The 25568-nt window shown below is 33.0% G+C and carries 24 protein-coding genes and 1 pseudogene; 16 read left to right on the plus strand and 9 right to left on the minus strand.

All coding sequences use genetic code 11. The features are described 5' to 3' along the window. A pseudogene (locus LS72_RS10710) lies at positions 1-424 on the plus strand (autotransporter outer membrane beta-barrel domain-containing protein); the annotation flags it as partial. 554 nt (positions 425-978) lie between these two features. Next, complete coding sequence (locus LS72_RS01960) at positions 979-1521, plus strand: S24 family peptidase (RefSeq protein ID WP_138154940.1); 543 nt, start codon at positions 979-981, stop codon at positions 1519-1521. Positions 1522-1871: 350 nt separating this feature from the next. Here the strand turns inward: LS72_RS01960 and LS72_RS01965 are convergent, their stop codons facing one another. Further along, on the minus strand, positions 1872-2777 hold the full coding sequence (locus LS72_RS01965; protein ID WP_034553155.1) for a LysR substrate-binding domain-containing protein: 906 nt from the start codon (positions 2775-2777) through the stop codon (positions 1872-1874). Positions 2778-2920: 143 nt separating this feature from the next. On the opposite strand from LS72_RS01965, the gene LS72_RS01970 reads away from it, so the two are divergent. After that, positions 2921-3997 carry a putative sulfate exporter family transporter gene (locus tag LS72_RS01970; protein WP_034553153.1) on the plus strand — a complete coding sequence of 359 codons (1077 nt, stop codon included), beginning with the start codon at positions 2921-2923 and terminating at the stop codon, positions 3995-3997. Here LS72_RS01970 and LS72_RS01975 read toward each other — a convergent pair. From LS72_RS01975 to LS72_RS01985, 3 genes are read right to left on the minus strand one after another with little or no spacing between them, the layout of a single operon-like run. Further along, positions 3968-4543, minus strand: coding sequence for a UbiX family flavin prenyltransferase (locus tag LS72_RS01975; protein WP_034553152.1), 576 nt, complete (start codon positions 4541-4543; stop codon positions 3968-3970). The genes LS72_RS01970 and LS72_RS01975 overlap by 30 nt on opposite strands. Further along, entirely contained in the window at positions 4540-5442 is a 903-nt protein-coding gene (gene flgA / locus LS72_RS01980) for a flagellar basal body P-ring formation chaperone FlgA (RefSeq protein WP_034553148.1), read from the minus strand. The genes LS72_RS01975 and flgA overlap by 4 nt, the downstream gene beginning before the upstream one ends. Next, the gene (locus LS72_RS01985) at positions 5442-7559 is read right to left on the minus strand and encodes a heavy metal translocating P-type ATPase (protein ID WP_034553145.1); all 2118 of its coding nucleotides are present in this window, start codon (positions 7557-7559) and stop codon (positions 5442-5444) included. Before LS72_RS01985 ends, flgA begins: the two co-directional genes overlap by 1 nt. Before the next feature lie 120 nt (positions 7560-7679). On the opposite strand from LS72_RS01985, the gene LS72_RS01990 reads away from it, so the two are divergent. The 4 genes from LS72_RS01990 to LS72_RS02005 are packed head-to-tail and all read left to right on the plus strand — an operon-like array spanning position 7680 to position 11323. After that, positions 7680-8705: a ribonucleotide-diphosphate reductase subunit beta gene (locus LS72_RS01990; protein ID WP_084590130.1), complete on the plus strand. Its 1026-nt coding sequence runs from the start codon at positions 7680-7682 to the stop codon at positions 8703-8705. Further along, positions 8695-9417, plus strand: coding sequence for a carbon-nitrogen hydrolase family protein (locus tag LS72_RS01995; RefSeq protein WP_034553161.1), 723 nt, complete (start codon positions 8695-8697; stop codon positions 9415-9417). The genes LS72_RS01990 and LS72_RS01995 overlap by 11 nt, the downstream gene beginning before the upstream one ends. Beyond that, a complete protein-coding gene (locus LS72_RS02000) occupies positions 9417-10049 on the plus strand; it encodes a protein-L-isoaspartate(D-aspartate) O-methyltransferase (protein WP_034553142.1) in 633 nt (210 codons plus the stop codon). The genes LS72_RS01995 and LS72_RS02000 overlap by 1 nt, the downstream gene beginning before the upstream one ends. An 8-nt stretch (positions 10050-10057) precedes the next feature. Continuing rightward, positions 10058-11323: a DUF2972 domain-containing protein gene (locus LS72_RS02005; RefSeq protein WP_034553138.1), complete on the plus strand. Its 1266-nt coding sequence runs from the start codon at positions 10058-10060 to the stop codon at positions 11321-11323. A 5-nt stretch (positions 11324-11328) separates the two neighbouring features. Here the strand turns inward: LS72_RS02005 and LS72_RS02010 are convergent, their stop codons facing one another. Then, a complete protein-coding gene (locus LS72_RS02010; RefSeq protein WP_034553135.1) occupies positions 11329-12351 on the minus strand; it encodes a bifunctional 3,4-dihydroxy-2-butanone 4-phosphate synthase/GTP cyclohydrolase II in 1023 nt (340 codons plus the stop codon). Positions 12352-12423: 72 nt separating this feature from the next. Then, the gene (locus LS72_RS02015; protein WP_034553132.1) at positions 12424-12756 is read right to left on the minus strand and encodes a rhodanese-like domain-containing protein; all 333 of its coding nucleotides are present in this window, start codon (positions 12754-12756) and stop codon (positions 12424-12426) included. A gap of 46 nt (positions 12757-12802) precedes the next feature. Here LS72_RS02015 and LS72_RS02020 point away from each other — a divergent pair, with 46 nt between their 5' ends. The 4 genes from LS72_RS02020 to LS72_RS02035 all read left to right on the plus strand — a co-directional run bounded on the left by LS72_RS02020 (position 12803) and on the right by LS72_RS02035 (position 17830). Then, positions 12803-13486 carry a uroporphyrinogen-III synthase gene (locus tag LS72_RS02020; RefSeq protein ID WP_034553129.1) on the plus strand — a complete coding sequence of 228 codons (684 nt, stop codon included), beginning with the start codon at positions 12803-12805 and terminating at the stop codon, positions 13484-13486. Positions 13487-13504: 18 nt separating this feature from the next. Beyond that, complete coding sequence (locus tag LS72_RS02025) at positions 13505-14857, plus strand: MATE family efflux transporter (RefSeq protein ID WP_034553126.1); 1353 nt, start codon at positions 13505-13507, stop codon at positions 14855-14857. A gap of 137 nt (positions 14858-14994) precedes the next feature. Continuing rightward, positions 14995-16401, plus strand: coding sequence for an aspartate ammonia-lyase (locus LS72_RS02030; protein ID WP_034553123.1), 1407 nt, complete (start codon positions 14995-14997; stop codon positions 16399-16401). A gap of 10 nt (positions 16402-16411) precedes the next feature. Next, positions 16412-17830, plus strand: a complete 1419-nt coding sequence (locus LS72_RS02035; RefSeq protein WP_034553120.1) for an anaerobic C4-dicarboxylate transporter — start codon at positions 16412-16414, stop codon at positions 17828-17830. A gap of 306 nt (positions 17831-18136) precedes the next feature. On the opposite strand, the gene LS72_RS02040 is transcribed toward LS72_RS02035, so the two are convergent. Then, complete coding sequence (locus tag LS72_RS02040; protein WP_052087241.1) at positions 18137-18877, minus strand: M48 family metallopeptidase; 741 nt, start codon at positions 18875-18877, stop codon at positions 18137-18139. Between the two features lie 112 nt (positions 18878-18989). Here LS72_RS02040 and LS72_RS02045 point away from each other — a divergent pair, with 112 nt between their 5' ends. Next, positions 18990-20408, plus strand: coding sequence for an NAD-dependent succinate-semialdehyde dehydrogenase (locus LS72_RS02045; protein ID WP_034553117.1), 1419 nt, complete (start codon positions 18990-18992; stop codon positions 20406-20408). Positions 20409-20439: 31 nt separating this feature from the next. On the opposite strand, the gene LS72_RS02050 is transcribed toward LS72_RS02045, so the two are convergent. Beyond that, positions 20440-20772: a hypothetical protein gene (locus tag LS72_RS02050; RefSeq protein ID WP_034553115.1), complete on the minus strand. Its 333-nt coding sequence runs from the start codon at positions 20770-20772 to the stop codon at positions 20440-20442. Between the two features lies 1 nt (position 20773). Then, on the minus strand, positions 20774-22021 hold the full coding sequence (sorA, locus tag LS72_RS02055) for a sulfite:cytochrome c oxidoreductase molybdopterin oxidoreductase subunit (RefSeq protein WP_052087240.1): 1248 nt from the start codon (positions 22019-22021) through the stop codon (positions 20774-20776). Between the two features lie 328 nt (positions 22022-22349). Between sorA and LS72_RS02060 the strand changes: the two genes are divergently transcribed. The 4 genes from LS72_RS02060 (at position 22350) to LS72_RS02075 (ending at position 25199) form a co-directional block, all read left to right on the plus strand. After that, the gene (locus LS72_RS02060; protein ID WP_052087242.1) at positions 22350-22832 is read left to right on the plus strand and encodes a YqhA family protein; all 483 of its coding nucleotides are present in this window, start codon (positions 22350-22352) and stop codon (positions 22830-22832) included. A 12-nt stretch (positions 22833-22844) separates the two neighbouring features. Then, positions 22845-23861 (plus strand): uroporphyrinogen decarboxylase, encoded by a 1017-nt coding sequence (gene hemE, locus LS72_RS02065; protein WP_034553109.1) that lies wholly within the window; start codon positions 22845-22847, stop codon positions 23859-23861. 14 nt (positions 23862-23875) lie between these two features. Beyond that, positions 23876-24508, plus strand: coding sequence for a putative metalloprotease CJM1_0395 family protein (locus LS72_RS02070; RefSeq protein WP_138154942.1), 633 nt, complete (start codon positions 23876-23878; stop codon positions 24506-24508). Positions 24509-24635: 127 nt separating this feature from the next. Beyond that, complete coding sequence (locus tag LS72_RS02075; RefSeq protein WP_034552199.1) at positions 24636-25199, plus strand: hypothetical protein; 564 nt, start codon at positions 24636-24638, stop codon at positions 25197-25199. Positions 25200-25568 lie beyond the last annotated feature (369 nt).

Raw genomic sequence — 25568 nt, forward strand, 5'->3', positions numbered from 1 at the left:
TACTAAGCATACTTTAACTCCAGAGATAGGTTTAGGTTATAATGGAGGATATTCTAAGGCTTATACTATGAATAATGCTATTAATACTATTACAAGAAGGAGTTATACCCATAAGATGAATTTATTTAAAACTAAAACCTCTCTTTCTTTTTATAGTGATTGGCATAAACATTTTAAGACTTTAGTGTATGCAGGAGTAGATTGGACTATTAATCCTAATGTTGCTAATCCTAAAGGGAGATATTCTAATATAGGGTATTATGGAGGAGGAGAGAGTAAATTAGATAATTTAGAATATGCTCTAGGGACTACTTTAGTTATTCCTTTAAATGATGCTTTTTATTTCTCTTTAAATTATGGGATGAATTGGACTAAGAATACAACTATGCATACAGGATATGGGAAGTTTAATTATATGTGGTAGATTCTTTAACTCTCTTACTTCTTTACTCCCTTAAGTTTAAAACCTTACAAGCAATTAGGACAGCTTTGTTTATCAAAGCTAGGTTTCCTACTCTTGTTTGTAAGGTTTTAAGATTAAGGGGGTTAGGGTTTGTTGAGTTGGTTGGTTTAGGTTTATTTGGTTAGTTAGGTTAGCTCTTTTAAGTAGTAATGTTTAGGTAGGTTTTATAAGATTCTTTTATCTTAAGGTTTATTTAGGTTTATTTAGTTTCAATCAAGCTTTCTTTCATTGTATATAAGAAAACTTTAGTAGGGTTATTGGTTGGTTAGGGTTGGTTTGTTTTACTCATTTTTTACTGAATATTATTGAGTATTGCTTATTCTTGCTTATATTATTTATATTAATATTGTTTATTAATGTTTTAGAATATTAAATGTTATTTGTCCTTTGAGTGTTATTTATTCTTATTTATTTTTTAATATTCTTTAAAAAAATATCCTATTATTTAAAAGGTTTTTGTTTATGTTGAGAGAAATACGAGAAACTAAAGGAATTACACAAATACAACTAGCAAAATGCTCGGCGTTTCAGAGAGAACCATAAGAAAATACAAACAAGAAGAAGATAGTATGCAGGTGGGAATGTTTAGAAAAATAATGACTGCTTTCGATATGTCCAGCAAGGGTGTATCTCTGCCCCAAACCTTAAACGATGATATTGTATCCATTCCCTTTTACGAGGATACAACAGCAAGTGCAGGAAGAGGTGCATATAATGAGGCAGAAACAAGCCGTGTAATGACTTTTGGTAAGGACTTTTTGCGTGAGTATTTTGGGCTTATTTCTTTTAAAGATTTGTCTATTATTAGAAGTATAGGGGATTCTATGTATCCTACACTACCGCAGGATTGCTATGTTTTGGTGCAGAAAAAAGCAGTGAAAGAAAGCGAAATTTGCGTAACCCGCATTGATGATGAGCTATATATTAAACGCTTACAAAAACAACCAACAATAAGGCTTCTTAGCGATAATATGGCATATCAACCCATAGATTTAGAGGGTAAAAATTTTGAGATTATAGGCTGTATTGTAGGCTACTTCAAAAAAACCGCACTTTAAATGTTTCCTAGTTGTCCAGCAATTTTGTGATGATTTTTGTGAGTGTTTTTAATAGCGTTTAATACGAGGTTTAAGCCACTTTTTTAAGGGTGTTTTGTGATTGATTTTGTGATGTTTTGTGAAAAAATAGCCATTTTGTGAAAAAATCTAAACTTAATTTTCCATTTTAAATCGAAGTATTTTAAAGAACAAACTTCTATTTTATCGCACTTTAAAGCACTTCACTTTTAAAATTTGCACTTTGAAATAAAACTACCCCTTAAACTTAGGATTGGCGGAAACCAATAAGAAGTAATATTTAAAAACTAGAATTTATACACAATGAATATTAAGATAATTGTAAGCTTAACTTAAGATTTGGCTATAGCTATAAAAGCCTCTATTAAACATTCTTCAAATTTCAATAAAAGCGCACTAGAAAGCTGGGCAGAACGTTTCAAGCTATATAAATTTCTCTCTAAATTAACATTGATAATCTCTATAGGAAATAAAATTTTCTCTTGTATCTCCTTTGTAATAGCAATTTTAGAAAAAACAGAAATTGCACCCTTAGTAATCACTAAATCCTTAATAGCATTCGTTCTATCTAATTCTAAAAAAATGGGAATTTCTTTACCCATATCCCCTAAAGCGTTCAAAAATTTATCCCGCAATCCAGAGCCATATTCTCTAAGAATCCATTTTTTGTCTAATAGCTCATCAATATATCTTGGCTTAGAGGCTAAAATAAAATCATTACTTGCCACAACTAATTCATCCTTCCCTAACACTTCTGCAATTAACCCCTCACTTTTAGCATATTCCTTAGTAATTTCACCCTCTATAAGTGCTAACTCCACTTCCCCCTTTTTTAATAGATTCAAACACTCCCCTGTATTATGGCTATGCGAAATAACCTTAACCTTAGGGTATTCTTTAGCAAATTCATACAAAATCTGAGGTAAAAAATATTCCCCAATAGTATGTGTTGAAACAATACGAATCTCACCCAAAAACATTCCCTCTTCACCAATGACCTCTAAACTTTTATAATAACCCTCTACCACTTCAAGCCATAATCCACCTAATAACAAAGCTTTAGAAGTAGGGAGCAAACGTTTGCCCAAACGTTCAAATAAAGGGCTGCCAATCGTGTTTTCAATATTTTTAATAATAATAGAAACATTAGGTTGAGTAGTTTTAAAATTCTCTGCAGTGAGTGTAGGGCTTTTGGTCTTTAATATATCCAAAAAAATCTCTAAATCTTTCACTCTCATTCAAATCTCTCCTTTTAAAACTAGCATTATACTGGGATTCTCTTAAATAAATCTATATTTTTTATGATTTTAATAATATTAATATATTTTTATTATTGATAAAAAAAGGATATGATACCTCCAAAAATTTATAAGGAGCTATTATGAATTCTCTTAAAACTTTTTTCACTCACAATATACAAGGTCTCTTATTAGTTGGTGGTATTGTTGCTTTATCTACCTATTTATCAAGTATTCCAGCCATTCATAATACAACACATCTAGCACCTACAGCCATTGCTATTTTAATAGGGGTATGCTTATCTCCGCTTTTTTTCAAATACCAGCAAATTTTAGGAAATGGGGTGCATTTCAGTGCGAAAAAACTTCTTAAATTAGGCATTATTCTTTATGGTTTTTTTATTACTTTTGATGAACTTAGAAATGTTGGTTTATTAGGATTAATAGCTGCTTTTATGGTAGTTATTAGCATTTTTCTAATCTCTTTGTTTATTGGTATTAAAGTTTTAAAACTTGATAAAGAAACTTCTATGCTAGTGGGTGCAGGTAGTGCAATTTGCGGTGCAGCTGCAATTTTAGCCTTAGAATCAACCTTAAAATCTGATTCTTTTAAAGGAATGATTGCTATTAGCTGTATCGTTATTTTTGGTCTTATAGGTATGTTCTCTTACCCCATAGCCTTTTATTCTGACCTTATTCCCCAACTTAATGAAAATTCTATGGGATTTTTTATGGGAGCGACTTTACACGAAGTTGCCAATGTAGTAGGTGCAGCAGAGATAGCTAAGGATATGGGAGGATTTTCACAAGAGGCTGCTAATACTGCTATTATCATTAAAATGATTCGGGTAATTATGCTTGTGCCATTTTTATTCTTTATGGCTTTTTATGCTACAAAACACACCCAATCTACTACCAAAACTATACAAATCCCTTATTTTGCATTCTTATTCTTAGGTGCTATTATGCTCCATACATTTCTAAGCCCCTATAAAGCAACTCCTATTTTAGGAACTATTACTATTCAATCCCTTATAAGCTCTTTGCAATTTTTAAGTGTGCTTTGTATTGTCGCAGCAATGGGAGCTTTAGGCTTACAAATACATTTCAAAAAACTCATCGCAACAAGTAAAAGTGCTTTTATATTAGCCTTTATACTCTTTGGCTTTTTAATATTTGAGGGATATTTCTTATCTTTGCTCTTTCAAAGATTCTTCTAATCCTCCCTCTCCCCAACGTTTATAAGCATAAGGAATGCCTAATATATCACACCACTTCCCTAAAACAAGATTTTCTATTTCTTTTAAACTACTCCCGGCATAATAACCAAAAATAGGTGGTGCTATAATTATGCCTATTTGTGAGAGTTTTGCCATATTTTCTAAGGCAATGGTGCTAAAGGGCATTTCTCTTGGCGCTAAAAGGAGATTGCGTCTTTCTTTAATCATCACACTTGCAGCCCTAGTAATTAAGGTATCAGAAACACCATAGGCTATTTTTGCTAAGGTATTTTGTGAGCAAGGAATAACAACCATACTTTCGCAGATAAAAGAACCACTTGCGATACAAGCCCCTAAATCTAAATCCTCTAAATAAATAGTGTTGGGGACTTCTTGCGGGATTGCTTGGTTTTCTTTTTTTAAGACCTCTTTAGCCCCTTTAGAGATTACGCAATATTTTTCTATCTCTAAAGGTAAAATTTCTAAGAATCTAAACCCCAAATTCACTGCACTAGCACCACTAATGCCTACAATAATGCGTTTCATAACAATTCTCCCCGCCCCTTGCTTTGTATTTTAACTTCATAAGCCTTTTTATTCCCTAAGTCTTTAGCTTTTATCACATCACCAATCCCACCATCTTTTTGTGCTTCTAAGAAAAACTCTAAAACAACCCCCCCTTCTTTTATATCTACAAGTATTTTATCTCCCTTTTTGACAACTCTTGGCTTTACTAACCTATCTTCTGTAATTAATATATCTTTTGGAGTGTAAGAACGCACCGCAACTTCACCTAATTGACTTTTTGGCATTAACGCGCTACTAATTTTATCTAAAGCAATCTCAACAACCTTTGCATTTTGGTAATTAATACTCTCCCCCCCACTAAGAGGTTTAAGTAATACAATGCCTTCTAAGGTTGCATCAATAAAATACCTAAAAAATACCTTTTTCTCTCTCTCACTCTCTTTAAGAATAATATTAAAAGTCCCCTCTTTACGTTTTAATAATTGCGTAGAAAAATCAATGGTTTTAATATTTTCTTCTTTAAAATTCGTAGCGGTGATTTGCTCTAGGGTAATAGAATGGATTTTGATATTATTGTTTTGGTATTGTTGAAAAAATAGCCCCGCAATATGGGCTTTAATCCCATCAGTATTCCCCCCAACTTCTCTTTTAAAGGTTACAATGGGGGATTTAGCACCAATATGGATTCCAACATTTTCAAACTTTTCTATTAATTGTGAGCTTTTGATTTGAAAAACATTAGCATTTTTGGGAATCTCAAAGAGCAAGAAATTTTCAGAGGCTTCCTTAAAAACATCTTTTGCATAAACCTTAGTATCCTTAAAGAGATATTGTTCCTCTAAGATAAAATACTCTAACCCAAAGCCAACTTTAACCCCTATTACAAGGATTAAAAAAGCCTTTTTAAAGATACCCATTATAACTTTAACCTTGAGATTCTAAGGGCATTAAGCACAACACTAACAGAACTAAATGCCATAGCTGCTCCAGCAAGTGAGGGTTGTAAAACAATACCAACAAAAGGATAAAGCACCCCAGCTGCAATAGGGATTAAAACCACATTATAAACATAGGCAAAAAATAAATTCTCTTTAATATTCTTTAAAGTCGCAAAAGAAATTTTAAACACCTCAACAATGCCCTTTAAATCATCTTTCAATAGCAAAACATCACCTATTTCTTTAGCCAACTCTGTTGCACTTGCAAAAGAGATACCAAAACTTGATTCTTCTAAAGCTAAAGCATCATTAATGCCATCCCCTACAAAACACACTCCTCCTAATTTTTTAAGCTCTCCAATCTTTTGACTTTTTTGCAAAGGCGTTGTTTGGGCAAAATATTCTTTAATACCCAATTCTTGAGCTATTTTTTCTACACTTGCTAAATTATCTCCACTTAAAATTACAGGCACAATTCCTAGATTTTTAATACAATCAATGACTTCCTTTGCATCTTTCCTCAAAGAATCCTTTAAATAAAAAACTGCTAAAAGCTCTTTTTTATTACAAAGGGCAACTACACCCTCTTCTTGTTTAACAATATCCTTTTTGCCAAGAATTTCTTGTATCCAAGCTAATGAACCTAAATAATATTCCTCTTGATTAAAGACTGCTTTAACACCCTTAGTGATAAGGTATTCCTTCTTTTGCAAAACTACATGGGTAGTAAATTCTTTTGTATATTCTAAAATTGCTTTTCCTATGGGGTGGGGATTATCCTCTTGCATAGCTTTAGAGAGTGATAAAATCTCTTTCTTATCGCCAAAAATATCCGCCTTTTGCACGATAATTTCTCCTTTTGTTAAAGTGCCTGTTTTATCAAAAACCATAAACTTAATTTGTTTAGCTTTTTCATAAACATCCGGGGATTTAATCAAAATTTCATTCCTCTTTGCCCGCATACTTGCACAAACAATGGCTAAAGGCACAGCAAGACCTAAAGCACAAGGACAAGATACTACTAAAATAGAAGCAGCAATAGATAAAGCAAAAGCAAAACTCTCTTGCAACCAAAATAAAAAAGCCACTAATGCGAGCAAAACTATACAAGGCACAAAAACAGAAGCGATTTTATCCGCTAAGATTCCAATAGGAGGTTTTTGTGTTTGGGATAACTCTAATAAATCTAACATTTCATAAACAAAAAAATCACTAGAATCTTTTGAAGATTCCACAATAATCTCCCCATTTATAACAACACTTCCACCTATAACTTCACTACCTTCCCTTAAAACACTAGGCAATTCTTCACCATTAATATGTGCGCTACTTACCTCCGCTTCTCCTTGTATGATTTTGCCATCAAGGGGTATTTTCTCTCCACTAACCACTAAACATTTATCACCTTTTTTTATGGTATTAATTGCAACCCATTCTTTTTTATCCTCTTTTAAAAGTCTTGCTTTAGGGGGTAAAATCTTTGCTAAAACTTCTAATTCTTCACTAGCACTTTTTTTTGCCTTAGATTTCAAGTATTCCCCTAAAAGCACAAAACAAATCACCGAAGCAGAGCCTTCAAAATAATATCCTTTTGCTCCACTAAAGAATAAATAAACAGAATACAAATATGCAACGCTACTACCTAAGGCTATTAATACATTCATATCCGCAACTTTTGTTTCAAAAAAGCTCATTGAACCCTTATAAAAAGGCATTGCACAATAAAATTGTGCAACACTTGCCAAAAGAAGCTCTGCAGCAGAGCTCCAAAAGCTATGGAATCCTCCCATATGTAAAACGAAAATAACAAGAAAACAAGGAATGGCTACTAATAAACGCGTTTTTAATCCTTGAATATAAGCCATCTCTCTTTCTTTACTATTATCCTTAGAGGCAGGGAATCCATAAGAAGTAATAAGCTCTATAATTTTTTGCTCGGAAATTTGGGATTCTTCATAAGAAATTTTGGCTTTGCCACTAATGGTATTAATTTTGGTATTTAGAATACTAGAGTTTTTTTCAAGATTACTTTGAATACTTGCCGAACACGCACTACAATGCATACCATCAATATGAAGCTTTGCTATTTTCACCATTTTTACCACTTTAGTATTAAGTATTTTTTATGAAATATTTTTTTATTATTCCATTCCATTTACATCCTCATTATAAAAAAGAGTCTATATTATCCCAACTTAAAAAACCAAAGGTATTTTATGATGAATAGAAAAAAAATTTATAACCCAAACTCTAAAGAAAGCGTAAATGAACGCAGAATCTTTGGTGGTAATCCCACAAGCATTTTTGAACTCAATAAAATTAAATATCAATGGGCTTACAACCTTTGGAAAGTGATGCTTGCCAATTCTTGGTTCCCAGAAGAAGTCAATATGACCCAAGATAAACGCGATTATTCTGAGGGGCTAACGCATGAGGAAAAAATAGGCTATGATAGAGCCTTAGCCCAACTTATTTTTATGGATTCACTCCAAACTAATAACCTCATTGACAATGTCAATCCCTACATTACAAGCCCAGAAATTAATTTGATCTTGGTTCGTCAAGCTTTTGAAGAAGCCCTCCATTCCCAAAGTTACGCTGTTATGGTAGAATCTATCTCTGCAAATACTGATGAAATCTATGAAATGTGGCGCACTGATGGGCAACTACGAAGCAAAAATGACTATATTGCCAATGTTTATGAACAACTTGCTAAAGACCCAACAGAGAGAACTCTAGTCCTTGCAATGTTTGCTAACCAAATCTTAGAGGGGATTTATTTTTATTCAGGTTTTGCCTTTTTTTACACCCTTGCAAGAAGTGGTAAAATGCTAGGAAGCGCACAAATGATTCGCTTTATTCAAAGGGATGAAGTTACCCATTTATTATTATTCCAAAATATGATAAAATCCCTTAAAAAAGAAATGGCACATATCTTTACTAAAGATTTAGAAGAAGAAGTAATTGAAATGTTTAAAGAAGCGGTTAAAGTAGAATCTTCTTGGGGGGATTATATTACACAAGGACAAATTCTAGGGCTTACTAGTGAAATTATTCACGAATATGTCCGCTATCTTGCAGATATTCGACTAGCTCGCATAGGATTCCCTAAAATTTATAATGCTAAACATCCTATTAAATGGGTAGAATCTTTTAGCTCCTTTAATGAACAAAAAACAAATTTCTTTGAAGGAAATGTTACAAATTACGCAAAAGGGAGTATTAACTTTGATGATTTCTAGAGGTCTTTATACCCTACAATTCAAAACCAAACAAAACTTTGAAGAAAATCTTGCACACCTAAAAAGTCTTATTATAAATTGCGAAGCACAATCTATTATTTTAGCCCCTGAAGTTTGTTTAACAAACTTCTGTTACCAAAGGATGGAGGAAGCCTCTGAATTTGCTAAAGTGGCTACAGAAGTGCTTTTGAAATTATCCCTTGATAGAACCATTGTTTTATCAATGATTGAACAATACCATAAAGGCTTTTATAATACCCTAAAAGTCTTCCACAAAGGGGATTTACTCCATCTACAAAATAAGCATAAACTTTTTCCATTAGGCGATGAACATTTACATTTTCAAGCTGGTGATATAGAAGAAATCACACCCTTTAATCTTGATGGACTTAAATGTGGAGCAATCAATTGCTTTGAATTGCGTTTTATTGAGATATGGCAACGTTTAAAGGGATGTGATTTAATATTTGTCCCCGCACAATGGGCAAAAGAAAGAAAAGATCATTTCCAAACCCTTACAAAAGCCCTTGCTATCACGACACAAAGCTTTGTAATGGCAAGCAATGGAGCTAATGATTCTATGGCAAAAGGAAGCTGTATTATTACACCTTTTGGGTATGTTATTAATGATGATCTAAAGAAAATCATAAACTATAAAGCAAACTTTGATGATATTACAAAAGTGCGTAAATTTATGAATATAGGGTTATAATGCAAAGTCTCAAAACTGCGAATATGGTGCGTGAGATTCTTAAAGAATTTCCTATTAGCCAAAAAGTGCAACAGGCATTTTTAAGCATAGATAGAGAAATTTTTACCCCTAATGGATTTGCCTACCTTGCTTATAGTCTTGATGCACTTCCTATGGGTGCCAATCAATGGATTAGCTCTCCTTTAACAGTAGCTAAAATGACAGAATACTTACAATGTGAAGGTGCAGATAATGTTTTAGAAATTGGCTGTGGAAGTGGTTATCAAGCAGCAATCCTTAGCTGTCTTATCCGCAGAGTCTTTAGTATTGAACGCATTGAGAGACTCTTAAATGAAGCAAGAGTTAGGATTAAACACTGCAACTTAAACAATATTAACACCAAGCTAGATGATGGGCAAAATGGCTGGAGTGCCTATGCACCTTATGATAGAATCCTCTTTTCAGCCGCAACTCACGAAATCTCCCCTGCTATTATCCATCAACTTCAAGAAGGAGGTATTTTAGTAGCTCCTTTGCAACAAGGAGACAAACAAATCATTACGCGATTTTGCAAACACAATGGAACTTTAACCAACAAAGAAGAGCTAGAGATTTGCTCGTTTGTTCCTATATTAAGCGGAATCTCCAATTAAGGGATATAATGAAACAATCACTAACTAGAAAGATTTATGAAAAAGAGGGATTGAAAGCGTGTATAAACTATATCATTAATAAAAGAATCTATAAAATTAAAGATAAATTTTATTGTCTTCTTTCTCCAATAATTTGGAGACTCCCTCTACCTAAGACCTATCATTTCTTATTAATTGCAAATTACGCTTGTGGAAGTATGGCGATTCAGTCCTTTTTGTCTAAATGTGGAGTATCTTTAAATAGCAATTTTGGTAAATTAGGTGATTTTACTAGGAATAGAAAAATCTATTATACAAAATATTTTTTTCACGCTCTAAGTCCCAATTCCTATAAAGCCCTAAATTTCAGACCTACCCATTATCTTGATACTATCAATACCCAAAAGCTTCTTGCTAGAATCCACAAAAACATCCCCTTATTAGTGCCTGTAAGAGACCCCTTTTCTTTGTTCTTAACCGCTTTCAATCATACAAACTCCGATAAAGCTTATAATATAAAAGTGCATTTTAAACTTTTTGATGATTTCAAAACCTTTTTTAACCAAAAGACTTTCAGGGCTCTAACATTAGGCGATTTACAGGTTAAAACAGTAGCTTTAAAACATCCTAAAATTTATCTAACCCATTTCTTTATTATAATGGCACATTTTAAGCTTTATAGTATTACAAAATTATTTACAGGGAGGCGGGCAAATAAAGTTTATTATATAGATTTACAAGAGCTATCTCAACAAAAGGCTTTTAAGACAATGCAAACCTTATCCCACTCCTTTGGTTTCCCACAACCTAAAGAAGAAGATAAGGCGTTTTATGAAGAAAAGGCATATAATGCTTTATCTTTTTTATTTTTACCCCTTATTATCACTATTCCTATAAGCTCCCATAATATAGAAATTACCATAACCACTTACCAGCAAACAATCCATTTCCAATCCCAAAAATCTATTAATGAGTTTTTCTCTATACCCCAAAATCTCAATATTCACTTACTTATCTACCCTAAAGACTTAAAAATACTCAAAAGCAATTTAGAGGTTTTTTCTCAAGTTATTAACTATATTAATAATATTCTCTTAGAAATGCAAGAAGCTACTCTTAGGCATAATCAAGCTAAACTTAAAGAAAAAGATATTTTAGAAATAGTGGCTACCAATCCACTTTTAAAGAGGGAATTAAAAGAATTTTTAGATTATGAATTACAAGATATTAAAAAATGCCGACGAGATATTGTGGATTCTTGGGAGCATTATAGGGCTTTTGAAGCAATGTTTTAAATGATTTAAACCTTAATCTGTTCTAAAATCTTAAGACCAAAACCACTTAAATTCGCATATTCATTCATATGTGAAGTACTAAGCAATCTAAAATCTTCTACGCCTAAGGATTTTAGAATCTGGGCTCCAATACCTAAATCTTTAATATCTTTATGATCCTTTGTTTGTAAAAAAACTAAATACCCTCCTGCTTCTTGAAGTCTCTTAACAGCGTTTAAAATCCCATTATAACTGACTTTATTTTCTAAAAAGGCTAAATCTGGTCTAATAATATGGAACTTTACCAAAGGCACCTTTACTTCTTTAAAGGCAAAAATCGTATGGATTCTATTTAAATGATCTTTAGTTTGTATTTTTTTGACCTTATGTCCTAAAAATTCACTCTCTTCCTCACAAATCGCTGATATAAGCTGCTCAAAGCGCAAGCGATATTCAATCAAATCAGAGACATAAAGAATCTTAAGATTATGCTTTTTAGCAAATTCACTTAAAAACTTATCTCCTCTCCTTGCCATTAACCCATCTTCTCTCATAATCTCACAAATCACGCTAATAGGCTTTAACCCCGCTAATTTACAAATATCTACACTGGCTTCTGTATGTCCTGTCCTCTCTAGCACTCCACCCTCTTTTGCAATAAGGGGAAAAATATGCCCTGGACGCACAAAATCCTCTGGCTTTGCATTAGGTCTGCACATAAGATTAATCGTTAAATCTCTTTCGTAGGCAGAAATTCCTGTTTTTGCCTCTCTAGCATCAATAGAAATTGTAAAAGCGGTTTCGTGATTAGAACTATTATGACTTACCATAGGGGGTAAATCTAATACATTAGCAATTTCTTTAGTAATAGAAACACAAATTAACCCTCTAGCCTCTTGTGCCATAAAATTAATTTTCTCAGGTGTGCTAAAAATTCCGCTTAAAACCAAATCTCCTTCATTCTCCCTATCTTCATCATCCATAACAATAATCATCTCACCTTTTTTAATAGCCTTAATAGCTTCCTCTACTCTTAAAATGGAATCCATTTTGAAACCTTATATAATTTAAAATTATCTTAAAATTCAGAAGTATATCGAATTTTTCTACATTTTTTAAACTTAAGAATTACTTTGTAAATATTCTTTAGGAATATTAAAATAATTATCATCAAAATAATAAATATTATTTAATCCCTGCTTAACAAGCTCACTCCCAAACTCTGCTGCACTAGAACCACTATGGCAATAAAGTAAAATTTTCTTATCTTTATTTTCCTGTGCGATGAATGCAATACGTTTAAGGGAGGATAGATTAAGAGCATTTTGTATATGACTAATCAAAAAATATCCACGAGAACGCAAATCAATAACAATAAAATCTTCAAAAAATTGATGGGTTTGATTAGGTAGAAACCTAAAAGGAATCGCCAAGCTTTTGTTTTTAACATACATTGTAATCTTGCCTTAAAAGGGTAAAATTTGATAGAATTTTAAAGTAATGAAAAAAGTCTATTATATCACAAAAAGAAATACGGCAACAAATTTAGATAGCTCCATAAGCCTTTTAGAATTGTTAGAAATTAAACAACTTCAAGATAAACAACTCTTTTTAAAATTACAGCAATGTAATTGCCTCATTTTTACCTCTAAAAACGCCATTTTTGCCCTTGAAGAAAATGCTGGTCAGAAATGGCATAAAATTCCTTGCTATGTGATAGGTAAAGGTAGCAATCAAACTTTAGAACATTTTGGGGTAAAAGCGAAATTTATAGGGACGCAATCTTATGGGAATTCTTTTGCTATGGAATTGCAACATCAGCTAAAGGGCAAAAAACCTCTTTTTATAAGGGCTAAAAAAATCGCTTCTTCTTTAGTAGAAATACTAGGAGATGCACAGATTCACCTTTTAGAATCTATCCTTTATGAAACCCTACCTATCAAACTTAGTCAAACACAAAAAGAAAAGTTAATGCCTCAAAAAGATGCTATTTTATTTTTCAGTGCACCATCATCTGTGGAAGCTTTTTTGTTAAACTTTCAATGGCAAAAAAACTATACCGCACTATGTATTGGAAAAACAACCCTAAAATATACAAAAACTTCTTTAGGAGCAAGGGCTAAAATCTTACTCTCTCCTCATTTAAGTATCCACTCCTCCTTAGAATTTGCAAAAACTTTATAGGGTATAAAAAGGAATTTTATGAAGAAATTAAACCTCAAAACAACACCCATACCTAGACTTTTCTTATCTTATTTTATTCCCTCTTTAGTGGCTATGCTTGCTCTATCTACTTATTCTACCATTGATGGAATATTTGTGGGTAAAAAATTAGGAGAAAATGCACTAGCAGCCATTGGAATTGCGTGGCCTATTTTTCCTGTGCTTATTGCTTTTGAATTGCTCTTTAGTGTAGGTGGAGCAGCAATGAGTTCTTATTTTTTAGGTAAAGGCAAAGCATTTAGGGCAAGGATTATCTTTAGCTCTGTTTTTTATTTTGCTCTCTTTACTTCTATTATAGGAGGATTTACGCTTTATTATTTTAGTGACTTTGTCGCTTTATATTTAGGGGCTAACGCAAATTTACTTCCTTTAGTAAAAGAATATACAGAAATTATTTATCTAGGTGCTTTTGTGATTGTTCTGCACCCTACATTAGATATTTTTGCCATCAATGATAAGCAACCCATTCTAGCAATGGTGGCAATGATTGTTGGTTCTTGTATGAATATTCTTTTAAACTATCTATTCCTCTTTGTTTTTGATTTTGGCATTGGTGGAGCTGCTTTAGCCACTATTTTAGGGCATAGCATTGGAGCTTGTATTTTACTACAGCATTTCTTACGAAAAAAAGGAGATTTATTTTTAATCAGGGCTTTTGATGTTTATGCACTTTTAAATGCAACCAAAAATGGTATTCCTCAAAGTAGCTCAGAAATTAGTATGAGTATTATGATGCTTATTTTTAACCATACTATTATGAATATTGCTGGAGATAGAGGCATTTCTATTTATAGTGTTGTAATGTATATGAGTATTATCCCTTTTACAATTTTATTGTCTGTCGCTCAAGGAGTTCAACCTATTTCAAGCTTTAATTATGGAGCTAATCTTTTAAGAAGAGTTAAAGAGGTTTTTTACTTTAGTTTGAAATTTAGTCTCTTAGTGGGGATTATTTTATATATTGCTTTTTATAGCTTTGGTTCTTTTGTTATTCCTTGGTTTTTGCAAGACAATATTGCCTCAAGAGATGCCCTATTGTCCTTAGAGACAAAAAAGGCAATGAATCTTTATTTTATGAATTTTATACTCTTGGGAATAAATCTTGTAAGTGCCACCTTTTTCCAATCTATCCAAAAAACCTTTATTTCTTTTATCATTACCTTATCCTATACCCTCTTGTTTACTTTATGCTTTGTATTGGTTTTACCTAAATTCTACGGATTTGAAGGCATAATGAGTGCCAACCCCCTAGGGGTATTATGTGCTAGCATTGTAGTATTTGGGATTATTCTAAAGGAACAGAAAAGCGGAATCTTAAAGAAAAGCTTATAAGAATATAAATTTCGCAATATAGTTTTTAAGGATAATACTTTGATAATGTTTTTAAGAGTAGTATTATTGCAATGAATCTTAAACTTTTAAGAGGCTTTAAGATTCAAATCCATATCATAAAGAAAGGTTCATTAACAATGGGAACTAGAAAAGAACATGATTTTATTGGAGAGTTAGAGATTTCTGATGATGTCTATTATGGAGTGCAAACTTTTAGAGCACTTGATAATTTTCAAATGAGCGGTAGAAGATTAAAAAATTATCCTTTTTTCATCAAAGCTTTTGCACAAATTAAAAAAGCTGCCATTTTAGCCAACAAAGAAGTAGGAGTTTTAGATTCTACGAAGGCTGATGCCCTAGCAAAGGCTGCTGATAGATTAATTCAAGGAGAATTTTTAGAGCAATTTGTCGTAGATATGATACAAGGCGGTGCTGGAACAAGCACAAATATGAACGTTAATGAGGTTTTAACAAACATAGCTCTTGAAAGTATGGGACATAAAAAGGGAGAATACCAATTCTTACACCCAAACGATCATACAAACTTAGGGCAATCTACTAATGATACCTATCCTAGTTCTATAAAAGTAGCAACTTGGAACAAACTTAGTGATCTAACTAAGGCTATGGAAACATTAAAAACAGAGCTTGAAAATAAGGCTAAAGAGTTTAAAGATGTGATTAAAATGGGTAGAACAGAGCTTGAAGATGCAGTTCCTACGACTTTAGGGAATACTTTTAACGCTTTTGCTAGTTATATTAAAAGTGATTTAGAAAGGGTGCAATACGCAAAAGAAGTAATGAGTACTTTAAATATGGGTGCAACTGCTATTGGAACAGGGATTAACTGCCATCCTGATTATAAAAATATTGTTGAGAAAAAACTTAATGAAATTACCGGTGGGAATTTTAAACCCGCAGAAAACTTAATTGCTGCGACACAAGATACCGCAGATTTTGTTTTTGTAAGTGGAGTTTTAAAAACTGCAGCCGTGAGATTAAACAAAATTGCGAATGATTTAAGGCTTATGAATTCAGGTCCAAGATGTGGTTTAGGAGAAATTAATCTCCCAAAAATGCAGCCTGGAAGTTCAATAATGCCAGGAAAAGTTAATCCGGTCATTTGTGAGGTTGTGCAAGAGGCTTGCTATGAAGTTATTGGCAATGATACAACGATTATGCTATGCTCTGAAAGAGGAGAATTTGAATTAAATGCGGTTGAACCGGGTATTGCTTATGCGTTATTTAATTCTTTAATACTTTTAGAAAATGCTATGAAAACCCTAGCATCAAAAGCCATAAAAGGACTAAATGCGAATGTAGAATCTTGCAAAAAATCAGTTTTAAACTCTATAGGCATTGTTACCGCCTTTAATCCTATCTTAGGCTATGAAAAATCAGCAAGCATTGCTAAAGAAGCTCTACAAACAGGAAAAGCTGTAGGAGATATTTGTTTAGAAAGAGGATATTTACCCAAAGAAGAAATTGAGAAGATCTTAGATCCACAGAATATGCTAAATCCTCAAATGAAAGCAAAAAAATAAAGAGGTTTTTATGGAAACAATTGTTTTTGCGCTTCAAATTATTGTTCTTTTAGGTGCTATTTTTATCGGTATTCGCTTAGGTGGGATTGGTATTGGTTATGCCGGTGGAATTGGAGTTGTTATTTTAGGGCTTGCTTTAGGAATGAAACCAGGTAACATTCCTTGGGATGTTATTTTAATTATTATGTCTGTTATTGGGGCAATTTCTGCTATGCAATTAGCTGGTGGGCTAGATTATCTCGTGCAAATTGCAGAAAAAATTTTACGTTCTAATCCAAGATATATTAATTATCTAGCACCAACTGTTACCTATTTTTTAACAATTTTAGCAGGAACTGGACATACAGCATTCTCAATGATTCCTGTTATTGTAGAGGTAGCAAAAGAGCAAAACATTAAACCTAGTGCTCCCCTTTCTATTGCTGTTGTTGCTAGTCAAATTGCCATTACCGCAAGTCCTGTAAGTGCGGCAGTAGTTTATATGAGTGGAGTATTAGAACCACTAGGATGGAGTTATCCTATTTTGCTTGGGATTTGGATTCCTACGACTTTTATTGGTTGTATGCTTACTGCCTTTATCATTACAATGTTTTCAAATTTAGATTTAAGCAAAGATCCCATCTATCAAGAAAGGCTTGCTAAGGGTTTAGTAAAAGCTCCAGCAGGCACACAACACACAGAGCTTAAAAAAGGTGCTAAATTATCGGTGCTTATTTTCTTAATTGGTGTTTTAGCGGTTGTATTTTATGCAACAACTATTTCTGATGTAATGCGTCTTCCTATGCTTAATTATGTAAATTCTCTTATTGCAAGTGATTCAAGTCTTGCTGTTTTAGCTAGTATTGTAAAAAGCTATATTGACCCTGTAATTGTCCCTAGAGATGCCGCGATTATGAGCTTTATGCTTTCTGTCGCAACTTTTATTGTGATTTTTTGTAAAATAGAGCCGGGCAAAATTGCTGATACAAGCGTGTTTAAATCCGGTATGGTTGCTTGTGTGTGTGTTTTGGGCGTAGCGTGGCTTGGAAATACCTTTGTAGAAGGTCATATTAATACAATTAAAGATTTAGCTTCTGTTTGGGTTGGAAAAATTCCTAGCTTATTAGCTGTAGTTTTTTTCTTTGCTGCAATGTTACTTTATTCACAAGCTGCAACGGCAAAAGCCATTACCCCTGCTGTTATTGCAGCACTTGGCATAAGTGCTGCAAACCCAGGTGATTCTTATATAATTGTCGCTTCTTTTGCTGCAGTTTCTGCACTTTTTGTTTTACCCACTTACCCCACCCTACTTGGTGCTGTGCAAATGGACGATACAGGCTCTACAAGACTTGGTAAATATGTTTTTAATCACGCTTTTTTAATTCCTGGTATTTTAGCAATTTTCCTCTCTGTCGCATTAGGTTTTGGGGTAGTCGCACTTCTAGCTTAAACCTCTTTTCTCTATAAGAGAAAAGAGTAACTAAGATTTAGTTACTAATAAAGTGAATCGGGTTTAAAAGTCTCCTTAGAGGCAACTAATACATCTAAAGTTTTCCTCATTAATCCTAAAGTTAATATAAGGGTAACCCATAAAATCACCTAAGCTACTATGCCTTGCATTTATTTCTTTTTCTTATGGTTAGAACAATCCTTCACAATACTCACACCATTTACACCAAAACCATTAAAGTTAATAGTAAAATCTAATTCCATAATTACTACAAATTACCTAAACTAAAATAAGGAACTACACTTTTTAATCGTTGTCTTTTAAGAGATTTTGTATAGCCCCAATCCTTTTAGAATCGCTTGGATGTGTAGAGAAAAAATCCGATCCTTTATTGCCATCTTCGGACATCTTTTGCCAAAAGCTTAAGGCTGCTTGGGGATTATATCCCGCCTTTTGCAGAAGCAAAATACCTAATTTATCAGCTTCTAATTCGTGAGAGCGGCTAAAGGGCAAAATCACTCCTACATTACTCCCTAAGTTATAAGCTTGATTAATAAGCGAACTATATGCTGGAGCTTGAACTCCCACAATAGCACCTAAAATATTCCCACCTAATTGGGTAAGCGTTTGCATACTCATCCTCTCCCCACCATGACGCAAAAGAGCGTGAGCTATCTCATGGGAGATAACTACCGCTAATTCATCATCACTATCAATAATACCCATTAAGCCTGTATAAACAAATACTTTCCCTCCTGGCAAACAAAAGGCATTTTTTTGCTCCTCTTCAATTAAATAAAACTCCCATTCAAAATCCTCTCTTTTAACAACATTTGCTATTTTCCACCCTACGCGTTCAACCATTTCTTTTTGTGCTTTATTAAAACTAAGCTTAGATTGTTTTAGAATTTCTTTTGCACTTTGCTCGCCTAAGGCTTTCTCCTCTTTTTCATCAAGCAACATAAGTCGTGAGCGATTCGTATAATCTGTGCTAGAACACGCATAAAAGAAAAATCCCAAACAACAAATAAAAACTATTTTTCTCATTCTTTCACCTTGTGAAAAGCATTTTTAGTATTTTAGAAAAAATTTATTAATTTTCTTTGATTTTAAACCAAAACTTACAAGAAAAAGAATAAGATGTTTCAAAGGAGTTTTCATGGATTTATTTAATCATCCCCATATTTTTAAAGATAAACAAAAAGATAGCTTTGAAGTTATTAATCCTGCTAATGGAGAGATTTTAGCCTACATCAAAAACACGCATAAACAAGATTTACAAAACCTTATCCAAAAAGCCAAAATAGCACAAAAGCAATGGGCAGATATGTTAGCAGAAGAACGTTGTGATAGACTTTATACATTTTATTCACTTATTCTACAATCAAAGGATTTTTTAGCAGAAATTATGACAAAAGAGCAAGGCAAACCTCTAGCACAAGCAAAAGCAGAAATTACTTATGCAGCCTCTTTTGTTAAATGGTTTGCCGCTGAAGCTAGGAAAGTTGATGGGGATATTTTAAGCCCTAAAATAAAAGGACAAAAACTCCTAATACTCAAACAACCTATTGGGGTATGTGCGGCTATCACTCCTTGGAATTTTCCCTCCTCAATGATCACTAGAAAAATTGCCCCTGCCCTTGCTAGTGGTTGTGCAATTATTGTAAAACCCACCTCTAAAACTCCCCTTAGTGCTTATGCCTTAGCAATTTTAGCTAAAGAGGCAGGAATCTTAGAGGACTGCTTTATAGTTGTTAATGGAGATTCCACAGAAATTAGTGATATATTATGCCAAAGCAATGACATTAGAAAACTAAGCTTTACAGGTTCAACAGAAGTTGGAAAACTGCTTTATCAAAAATGTGCTTCTAGCATTAAAAAACTAAGCTTAGAATTAGGAGGCAATGCACCTTTTATTGTTTTTAATGATGCAAATTTAGAGGATGCCATTAATGGGATTATGGATTCTAAATTTAGAAATAGCGGACAAACTTGTGTATGTGCTAATAGAATCTATATCCAAAGTGGAATTTATGACAAAATATGCCAAGGCCTCATAGATAAAATACCAACACTCAAAGTCGGAGATGGTTTAGAAGATGGAGTAAATCAAGGTCCATTAATTGATAAAAAAGCTCTTTTAAAAGTTAAAGAACATATTAATGACGCCCTCCAAAAGGGTGCTAAACTTTTAGTTGGTGGAAGCAACCATCATCTAGGAGGAAATTTTTTTCAACCCACTTTATTAAAAGATGTAACCCAACAGATGAAAGTCGCTAAAGAAGAAACTTTTGGACCATTAGCCCCTATTTTTAAATTTGAAAGCGAAGAGGAAGTAATCTTTAATGCTAATGATACGGAATTTGGATTAGCCGCTTATTTTTTCACACAAGATTATAAGCGTCAATGGCGTGTCGCAGAATCTTTAGAATATGGTATGGTAGGGATTAATACAGGATTAATCTCTAATGAAATAGCCCCTTTTGGGGGGATAAAACAAAGTGGTCTTGGTAGAGAAGGTTCAAAATATGGGATAGAAGAATATTTAGAGATAAAATATTTGTGCTTAAACCTCTAATATCTTTTAGTGCATATATAAAGATAACATCTTATCTTTCTAATAATACAGGTAGAGGCAGACGCCTTCTTGTATTATATTTTTCTCCATAATGCTTCGTTAAATAATCCAAAATCTTATTTTCATCATCAACAGGAATCTCCCATAACCCCTCTGATTCTTGCATCCATCGAATAGTTGCTATCCAAGCTTCCCTATTAACATTCATATTAACAATCAAGCTAGAATTATGACAAGCTAAGCAGTTATTTTCAATAAGTTCGACATTCTCATCAATAATCAGCCCATTCTCAGGATTAATTTTATATTCAGCTAATAAGAAAGAGAGGCTAAAAAGTATGAAAACAATGACTTTTTTTAACATTTTATACCCCCATAACATTTACTCTATGGCAAGCATTATTTAAATACCCATTAGGATTCCATTGCGCTAACACCATAGGTTGACTCTTGCCCTCACTATCGACAGCCCTAGCCCATATTTCATAATAACCTTTTGTTGGAATCTTTACTTTTGTGCTCCATTTTTGCCAAGCTAGTCTATTAACGGGTTTTTGCACTTCTCCTTTAATCCAAGTAACTCCATAATCCACACTCACATAAATTTCATCAACTTCAAGCTCACCAGCCCAAGCCTTTCCTCTAACTTCAAACTCTTTTTTTGCTTTAATTTTATCTTCATTTTTAATATTAGTAATGATTGATTTAACGGGCATAGATTCTATAATTCTCATCTCACCTTTATAGTTAAAATCTCCAGGTCTCACAGGCTCTACAGGAACCTTATAAGAAGTTAGCATTTTTGCACCATCGTGAATCTTATCCCTAACAACAATCTTTGATAGCCATTTACCGCTTGCACTAGCAGGGTATCCACCACAAACTAACCGCAGAGGGTATCCATTTATCCAAGGAATATCTTTGCCCTCATAACTCCAAGCAATTAAGGTCTCATCCTCTAAAGCTTTTTTAATAGGCACACCTCTGCTAATTGGTGATTCTTCCTCTCCAGTTAATTTTATATCTATTCCATAATAACCAATATATACAGCATTATCCTTAATTCCACAATCCTCTAACACATCCCTAACTCTAACACCTGTCCATCTACCACACGCAACCGCACCATATCCCCATTGTGTCCCTTTTGTGCTAGGGATAACCTCACCCCTTCCATTACCGCCACACTCAAGTGTTAGGGCATAAGTATAATGCTTAAATTTCTTCTTTAACTCATCTAAAGTATAAGTTTTTGGTTCTTTTACACTCTCTCCACTAATTTCTAATGTCCAACCTTTTTGCATTCTTGCTTTGATTTTATCCATTGAAGGTGGCTCTCCATTATTCCTAATAAAGAAATTTTCTGGCTTTGTAAAATCTGTATCAAGGGCATAAATTTCAGTTTCTGCTGTTAATGGTTTCTCTCCGTGATACCTCAGCATTTTTTTATCTTTTAAACGATATGCAGGTAATTCATTAGCTAATGCCACACTCCCTGCAAAATTACCTAGAAATGGTAAAGCACTAACACCTAAAAGCGTTATTCCAACTTTAGTAAAGAATCCACGCCTACTTTCAGTTATTTGCCCTTCACTTTCAATGGAATTTTTCATATTTTTATCCTTTAGTAAAATTTAAAATGTTATATTTTAAGACAAAAATCTTTAATAATTACTGTAATAAAAGTATAATAAATAAAGAAAATATCTCAAAAATGGGTTTTTACTTCCACTTATTTTTATATTTCACAGGATTTATTTATATAGAGTTATAAAGCTCTAAAAATAGTAATAAAATTTGTGAAAACACCTCCAATACTTAAAAATACCCAAAGAGCAGCCAATTAATTTTTAGGTTTGCTATGCTATAATCTTAAAATAATTCAATTAATTTTTTAAGGATAGTTACTTGCAACTTTTACAACATTGTTTTGAAAAACTTATGTGGAATGCTAGACTTTTTGTAATTTTAGCAGTGATTTTATCGCTAGTTGGTTCTATATTACTTTTTATTGTAGCAAGTATTGATATTATAAAGGCTGCAAAAGACACTTATCTATATTATGTTGGGACATTAGCTAAAGATCTTGATATTCATAATATCTTACTCAATACCATTATTATGGCTATTGATTTATACCTTATTGCTGTGGTGCTATTAATCTTTGCCTTTGGCTTATATGAATTATTTATCTCTAAAATTCAAATTAAGGATGAAAATAGCTCAAGAGTCTTAGAAATACATACCCTAGATCAACTTAAAGATAAACTAGCCAAAGTAATTGTAATGGCACTTATTGTAGCATTCTTTTCTAAAGTTTTAAATATGGGAATGAAGACTACTGAAGATATGCTATTCTTTGCAATAGCTATTTTGGCTTTAGCAATTGGGCTATATTTCCTCCATAAAGATTCTAAGCATTAACAAGGATAAGGAATGATTTTTATTGATGCGTGTTTCAGAAAAAAAACTCCTTATACACCAGTATGGTTTATGAGACAAGCAGGACGTTATTTAAAGGAATACAAAGAGGTAAGGGCGAAAGCTGGAGACTTTCTATCCCTTTGCAAAAACCCAAAATTAGCTAGTGAGGTTACACTTCAACCCATTGATATTTTAGGGGTTGATGCAGCTATTTTATTTAGTGATATTTTGGTTGTCCCTATGGAAATGGGAATGAAGCTTGATTTCTTAGTAGGAGAGGGACCAAAGTTTGCTAAACCTATTGAAAATGAACAAGATTTAATAGCTTTAAGTGAAGATTCTCATTTACAATTAAACTATGTCTATGATACCATTAGCCTCACACGAGAATCTTTAGCAGAAGATAAAGCCTTAATTGGTTTTTGTGGAGCACCCTGGACTTTAGCAACCTATATGATTGAAGGGGAAAGCAGTAAAACTTACCACAAATCCAAAAAAATCCTTTATACCAATCCTTATTTTCTGCACCAACTTCTAAAAAAAATTACTCATAATCTCCAAAACTACTTAGAAATGCAAATTCAAGCTGGAGTTAATGCGGTTATGGTTTTTGATTCTTGGGCGGGGGCTTTAGAAGCAGAGGCTTATTTAGAGTTTGGGTTTGCTTACTGCAAAGAAATAGCAAGTTTTATTAAGAAAAAATATCCCCATATCCCTGTTATTTTATTCCCCAAAGGAATCTGTGGCGCCTTAGAACAAATTGATGGGGATTTTGATGTTTTTGGTGTGGATTGGAATACCCCTATAAAGAGAGCAAAAGACATTTTAGGGGAAAAATATGTTTTACAAGGGAATTTAGAACCTTGCAGGATTTATAATAAAGATTCTATGCTAAAAGGTGCTAAGGAAATATTAGATACAATGGAGAATAAAGGACATATTTTTAACTTAGGGCATGGAGTGTTACCTGATTTACCAAAGGAAAACATTCAAGAGCTTGTAAAATTTATCCATAATTATAAAGGATAAACTAAGGGGGTATAATGCAAATTGGTAGCATTTATAGCGATCCTTATTTAAGATTGCAAGATAAAACCACATCCTCACCACAAGATACCAACACACAAGAAACACCTTTACAAGAGGATTTAGCACAAAACTCTACAGAAGATTCTATCCCCAATCAAGAAAACTTAGAAGCTATCAATGGTGAAAAACTTAATGAATCACAAATCCAACAAGTGCGTGAATTAGAACAAATTGATAGGAATGTAAGGGCTCACGAAGCTGCTCATATTGCAGCTGGTAGCGGAGTAGTAACAGGTGGAGCATCTTTTAGCTATACAAGAGGACCTGATGGTAAAATGTATGCTACTGCTGGAGAAGTGCCTATCTCAATGGATAAAGGAAACACTCCCCAAGAAACTATTGCTAATGCTAGAAAAATCATCGCAGCAGCTATGGCTCCATCTGACCCTAGCCCTCAAGATTACAAAGTTGCTGCAAGTGCTATGCAAATGGAAATTGAAGCCAAAATAGAGCTTACACAAGAGCAAACAAAAGACAAAGAAGTTTCTAATAAAAATCAAGATACACCAAATAACCCCAATCAAGAAAATTCAAACACCAATAGAAATGCCGCTATTGTTAGCTATATGCAAAACCTAAATTATTAGAATCTATTACAAATGTAAAATTTACCCTATTGAACAAAATATATTCATTAAAAATTGTTATTGGGTTGTTTTATTCTACTAAAATTAGATATAATACCTATTCAAAATTTATATTTAAGGAAAATTTATGAAAAAATTTCTTGTAAGTGCGGTATTATCTGCATCTTTATTTAGTTACTTAAACGCAGCTAGTATTGATAAAAATACTTTAACCATCAATTTTGAAGGTTATAAAACTGCTAATATGATTGCCACTGCTGGAACCGTTAAAAACCCTAAATACACCTTTGGAAAAGATGGAAGCAGCATCAAAGGACTACTAAATGGAGCTACTGCAACATTCTCTCCAAAAAACATTGATATGGGAGTAGAACTTATTACAAATAACATTGTCAATGTTTTCTTCAAAACTCTTAATGGTGGTAAGGATGTTGATGTAAAAATCACCAATGTTATTGAAGGAGACAATCAAGGTTCATTGACTGCTAAAGTGAGTATTGGCGGTCAGTATGAAACTGTAGGTCTTCACTACACTATAAAAGATGGAAAGTTTGAAGCTAAAGGAGTATTAGACTTATTTGCGTTTAAAAACTCCGAACAAGCCTTAATAGATTTAGCTAAAGCTGCTCCTGGACACGCTGGAATTAGCTGGTCAATTGTCGAAATCACTCTTAGTGCAAAGGCAAAATAATCTTCCATTAAACAGCAGGATTAAATCCTGCTAAAGTTTATTCTATTACCTCATCTTAAAAAAATCCTAGTTTGTGCTTATTAAGGTAATTGTATTGAAAAACTTTCCCTAAAATAAAAACAATATCAAAGCCAAATTATCTTAATGAAAAACTCATTTATCCGCGAATGTAAGGCTATGTAGCAAAGACTATTTTTAGCTCTAAAGTAAAACTTTTATATTCATTTACATTTAAAGATATTGCATTAATTAGGAATCTCATTCACCTATGATTTCTAGCAACACTAAAAAATGAAATTTTTAAGCATAAATCCTCTATACTATTTCATCCAAAGAATATTTATTAAAAAGCAATTTTTAAACTCAAAA

This window comes from Helicobacter apodemus (assembly GCF_000765745.2).
Classification (GTDB): Bacteria; Campylobacterota; Campylobacteria; order Campylobacterales; family Helicobacteraceae; genus Helicobacter_D; species Helicobacter_D apodemus.

What these genes read in the sequence shown, in the direction of transcription:
- LS72_RS02005 (WP_034553138.1), top strand. Translation starts at nt 10,058, where the DNA reads ATGAAACAATCACTAACTAGAAAGATTTATGAAAAAGAGGGATTGAAA.
- LS72_RS01975 (WP_034553152.1), bottom strand. Translation starts at nt 4,543, where the DNA reads ATGAAACGCATTATTGTAGGCATTAGTGGTGCTAGTGCAGTGAATTTG.
- LS72_RS01970 (WP_034553153.1), top strand. Translation starts at nt 2,921, where the DNA reads ATGAATTCTCTTAAAACTTTTTTCACTCACAATATACAAGGTCTCTTA.
- LS72_RS02010 (WP_034553135.1), bottom strand. Translation starts at nt 12,351, where the DNA reads ATGGATTCCATTTTAAGAGTAGAGGAAGCTATTAAGGCTATTAAAAAA.
- LS72_RS02000 (WP_034553142.1), top strand. Translation starts at nt 9,417, where the DNA reads ATGCAAAGTCTCAAAACTGCGAATATGGTGCGTGAGATTCTTAAAGAA.
- LS72_RS02030 (WP_034553123.1), top strand. Translation starts at nt 14,995, where the DNA reads ATGGGAACTAGAAAAGAACATGATTTTATTGGAGAGTTAGAGATTTCT.
- LS72_RS02050 (WP_034553115.1), bottom strand. Translation starts at nt 20,772, where the DNA reads ATGTTAAAAAAAGTCATTGTTTTCATACTTTTTAGCCTCTCTTTCTTA.
- LS72_RS02015 (WP_034553132.1), bottom strand. Translation starts at nt 12,756, where the DNA reads ATGTATGTTAAAAACAAAAGCTTGGCGATTCCTTTTAGGTTTCTACCT.
- flgA (WP_034553148.1), bottom strand. Translation starts at nt 5,442, where the DNA reads ATGGGTATCTTTAAAAAGGCTTTTTTAATCCTTGTAATAGGGGTTAAA.
- LS72_RS02045 (WP_034553117.1), top strand. Translation starts at nt 18,990, where the DNA reads ATGGATTTATTTAATCATCCCCATATTTTTAAAGATAAACAAAAAGAT.
- LS72_RS01990 (WP_084590130.1), top strand. Translation starts at nt 7,680, where the DNA reads ATGATGAATAGAAAAAAAATTTATAACCCAAACTCTAAAGAAAGCGTA.
- sorA (WP_052087240.1), bottom strand. Translation starts at nt 22,021, where the DNA reads ATGAAAAATTCCATTGAAAGTGAAGGGCAAATAACTGAAAGTAGGCGT.
- LS72_RS01965 (WP_034553155.1), bottom strand. Translation starts at nt 2,777, where the DNA reads ATGAGAGTGAAAGATTTAGAGATTTTTTTGGATATATTAAAGACCAAA.
- LS72_RS02020 (WP_034553129.1), top strand. Translation starts at nt 12,803, where the DNA reads ATGAAAAAAGTCTATTATATCACAAAAAGAAATACGGCAACAAATTTA.
- hemE (WP_034553109.1), top strand. Translation starts at nt 22,845, where the DNA reads ATGATTTTTATTGATGCGTGTTTCAGAAAAAAAACTCCTTATACACCA.
- LS72_RS01995 (WP_034553161.1), top strand. Translation starts at nt 8,695, where the DNA reads ATGATTTCTAGAGGTCTTTATACCCTACAATTCAAAACCAAACAAAAC.
- LS72_RS02025 (WP_034553126.1), top strand. Translation starts at nt 13,505, where the DNA reads ATGAAGAAATTAAACCTCAAAACAACACCCATACCTAGACTTTTCTTA.
- LS72_RS02035 (WP_034553120.1), top strand. Translation starts at nt 16,412, where the DNA reads ATGGAAACAATTGTTTTTGCGCTTCAAATTATTGTTCTTTTAGGTGCT.
- LS72_RS02070 (WP_138154942.1), top strand. Translation starts at nt 23,876, where the DNA reads ATGCAAATTGGTAGCATTTATAGCGATCCTTATTTAAGATTGCAAGAT.
- LS72_RS02075 (WP_034552199.1), top strand. Translation starts at nt 24,636, where the DNA reads ATGAAAAAATTTCTTGTAAGTGCGGTATTATCTGCATCTTTATTTAGT.
- LS72_RS01960 (WP_138154940.1), top strand. Translation starts at nt 979, where the DNA reads ATGCTCGGCGTTTCAGAGAGAACCATAAGAAAATACAAACAAGAAGAA.
- LS72_RS02060 (WP_052087242.1), top strand. Translation starts at nt 22,350, where the DNA reads ATGTGGAATGCTAGACTTTTTGTAATTTTAGCAGTGATTTTATCGCTA.
- LS72_RS01985 (WP_034553145.1), bottom strand. Translation starts at nt 7,559, where the DNA reads ATGGTGAAAATAGCAAAGCTTCATATTGATGGTATGCATTGTAGTGCG.
- LS72_RS02040 (WP_052087241.1), bottom strand. Translation starts at nt 18,877, where the DNA reads ATGAGAAAAATAGTTTTTATTTGTTGTTTGGGATTTTTCTTTTATGCG.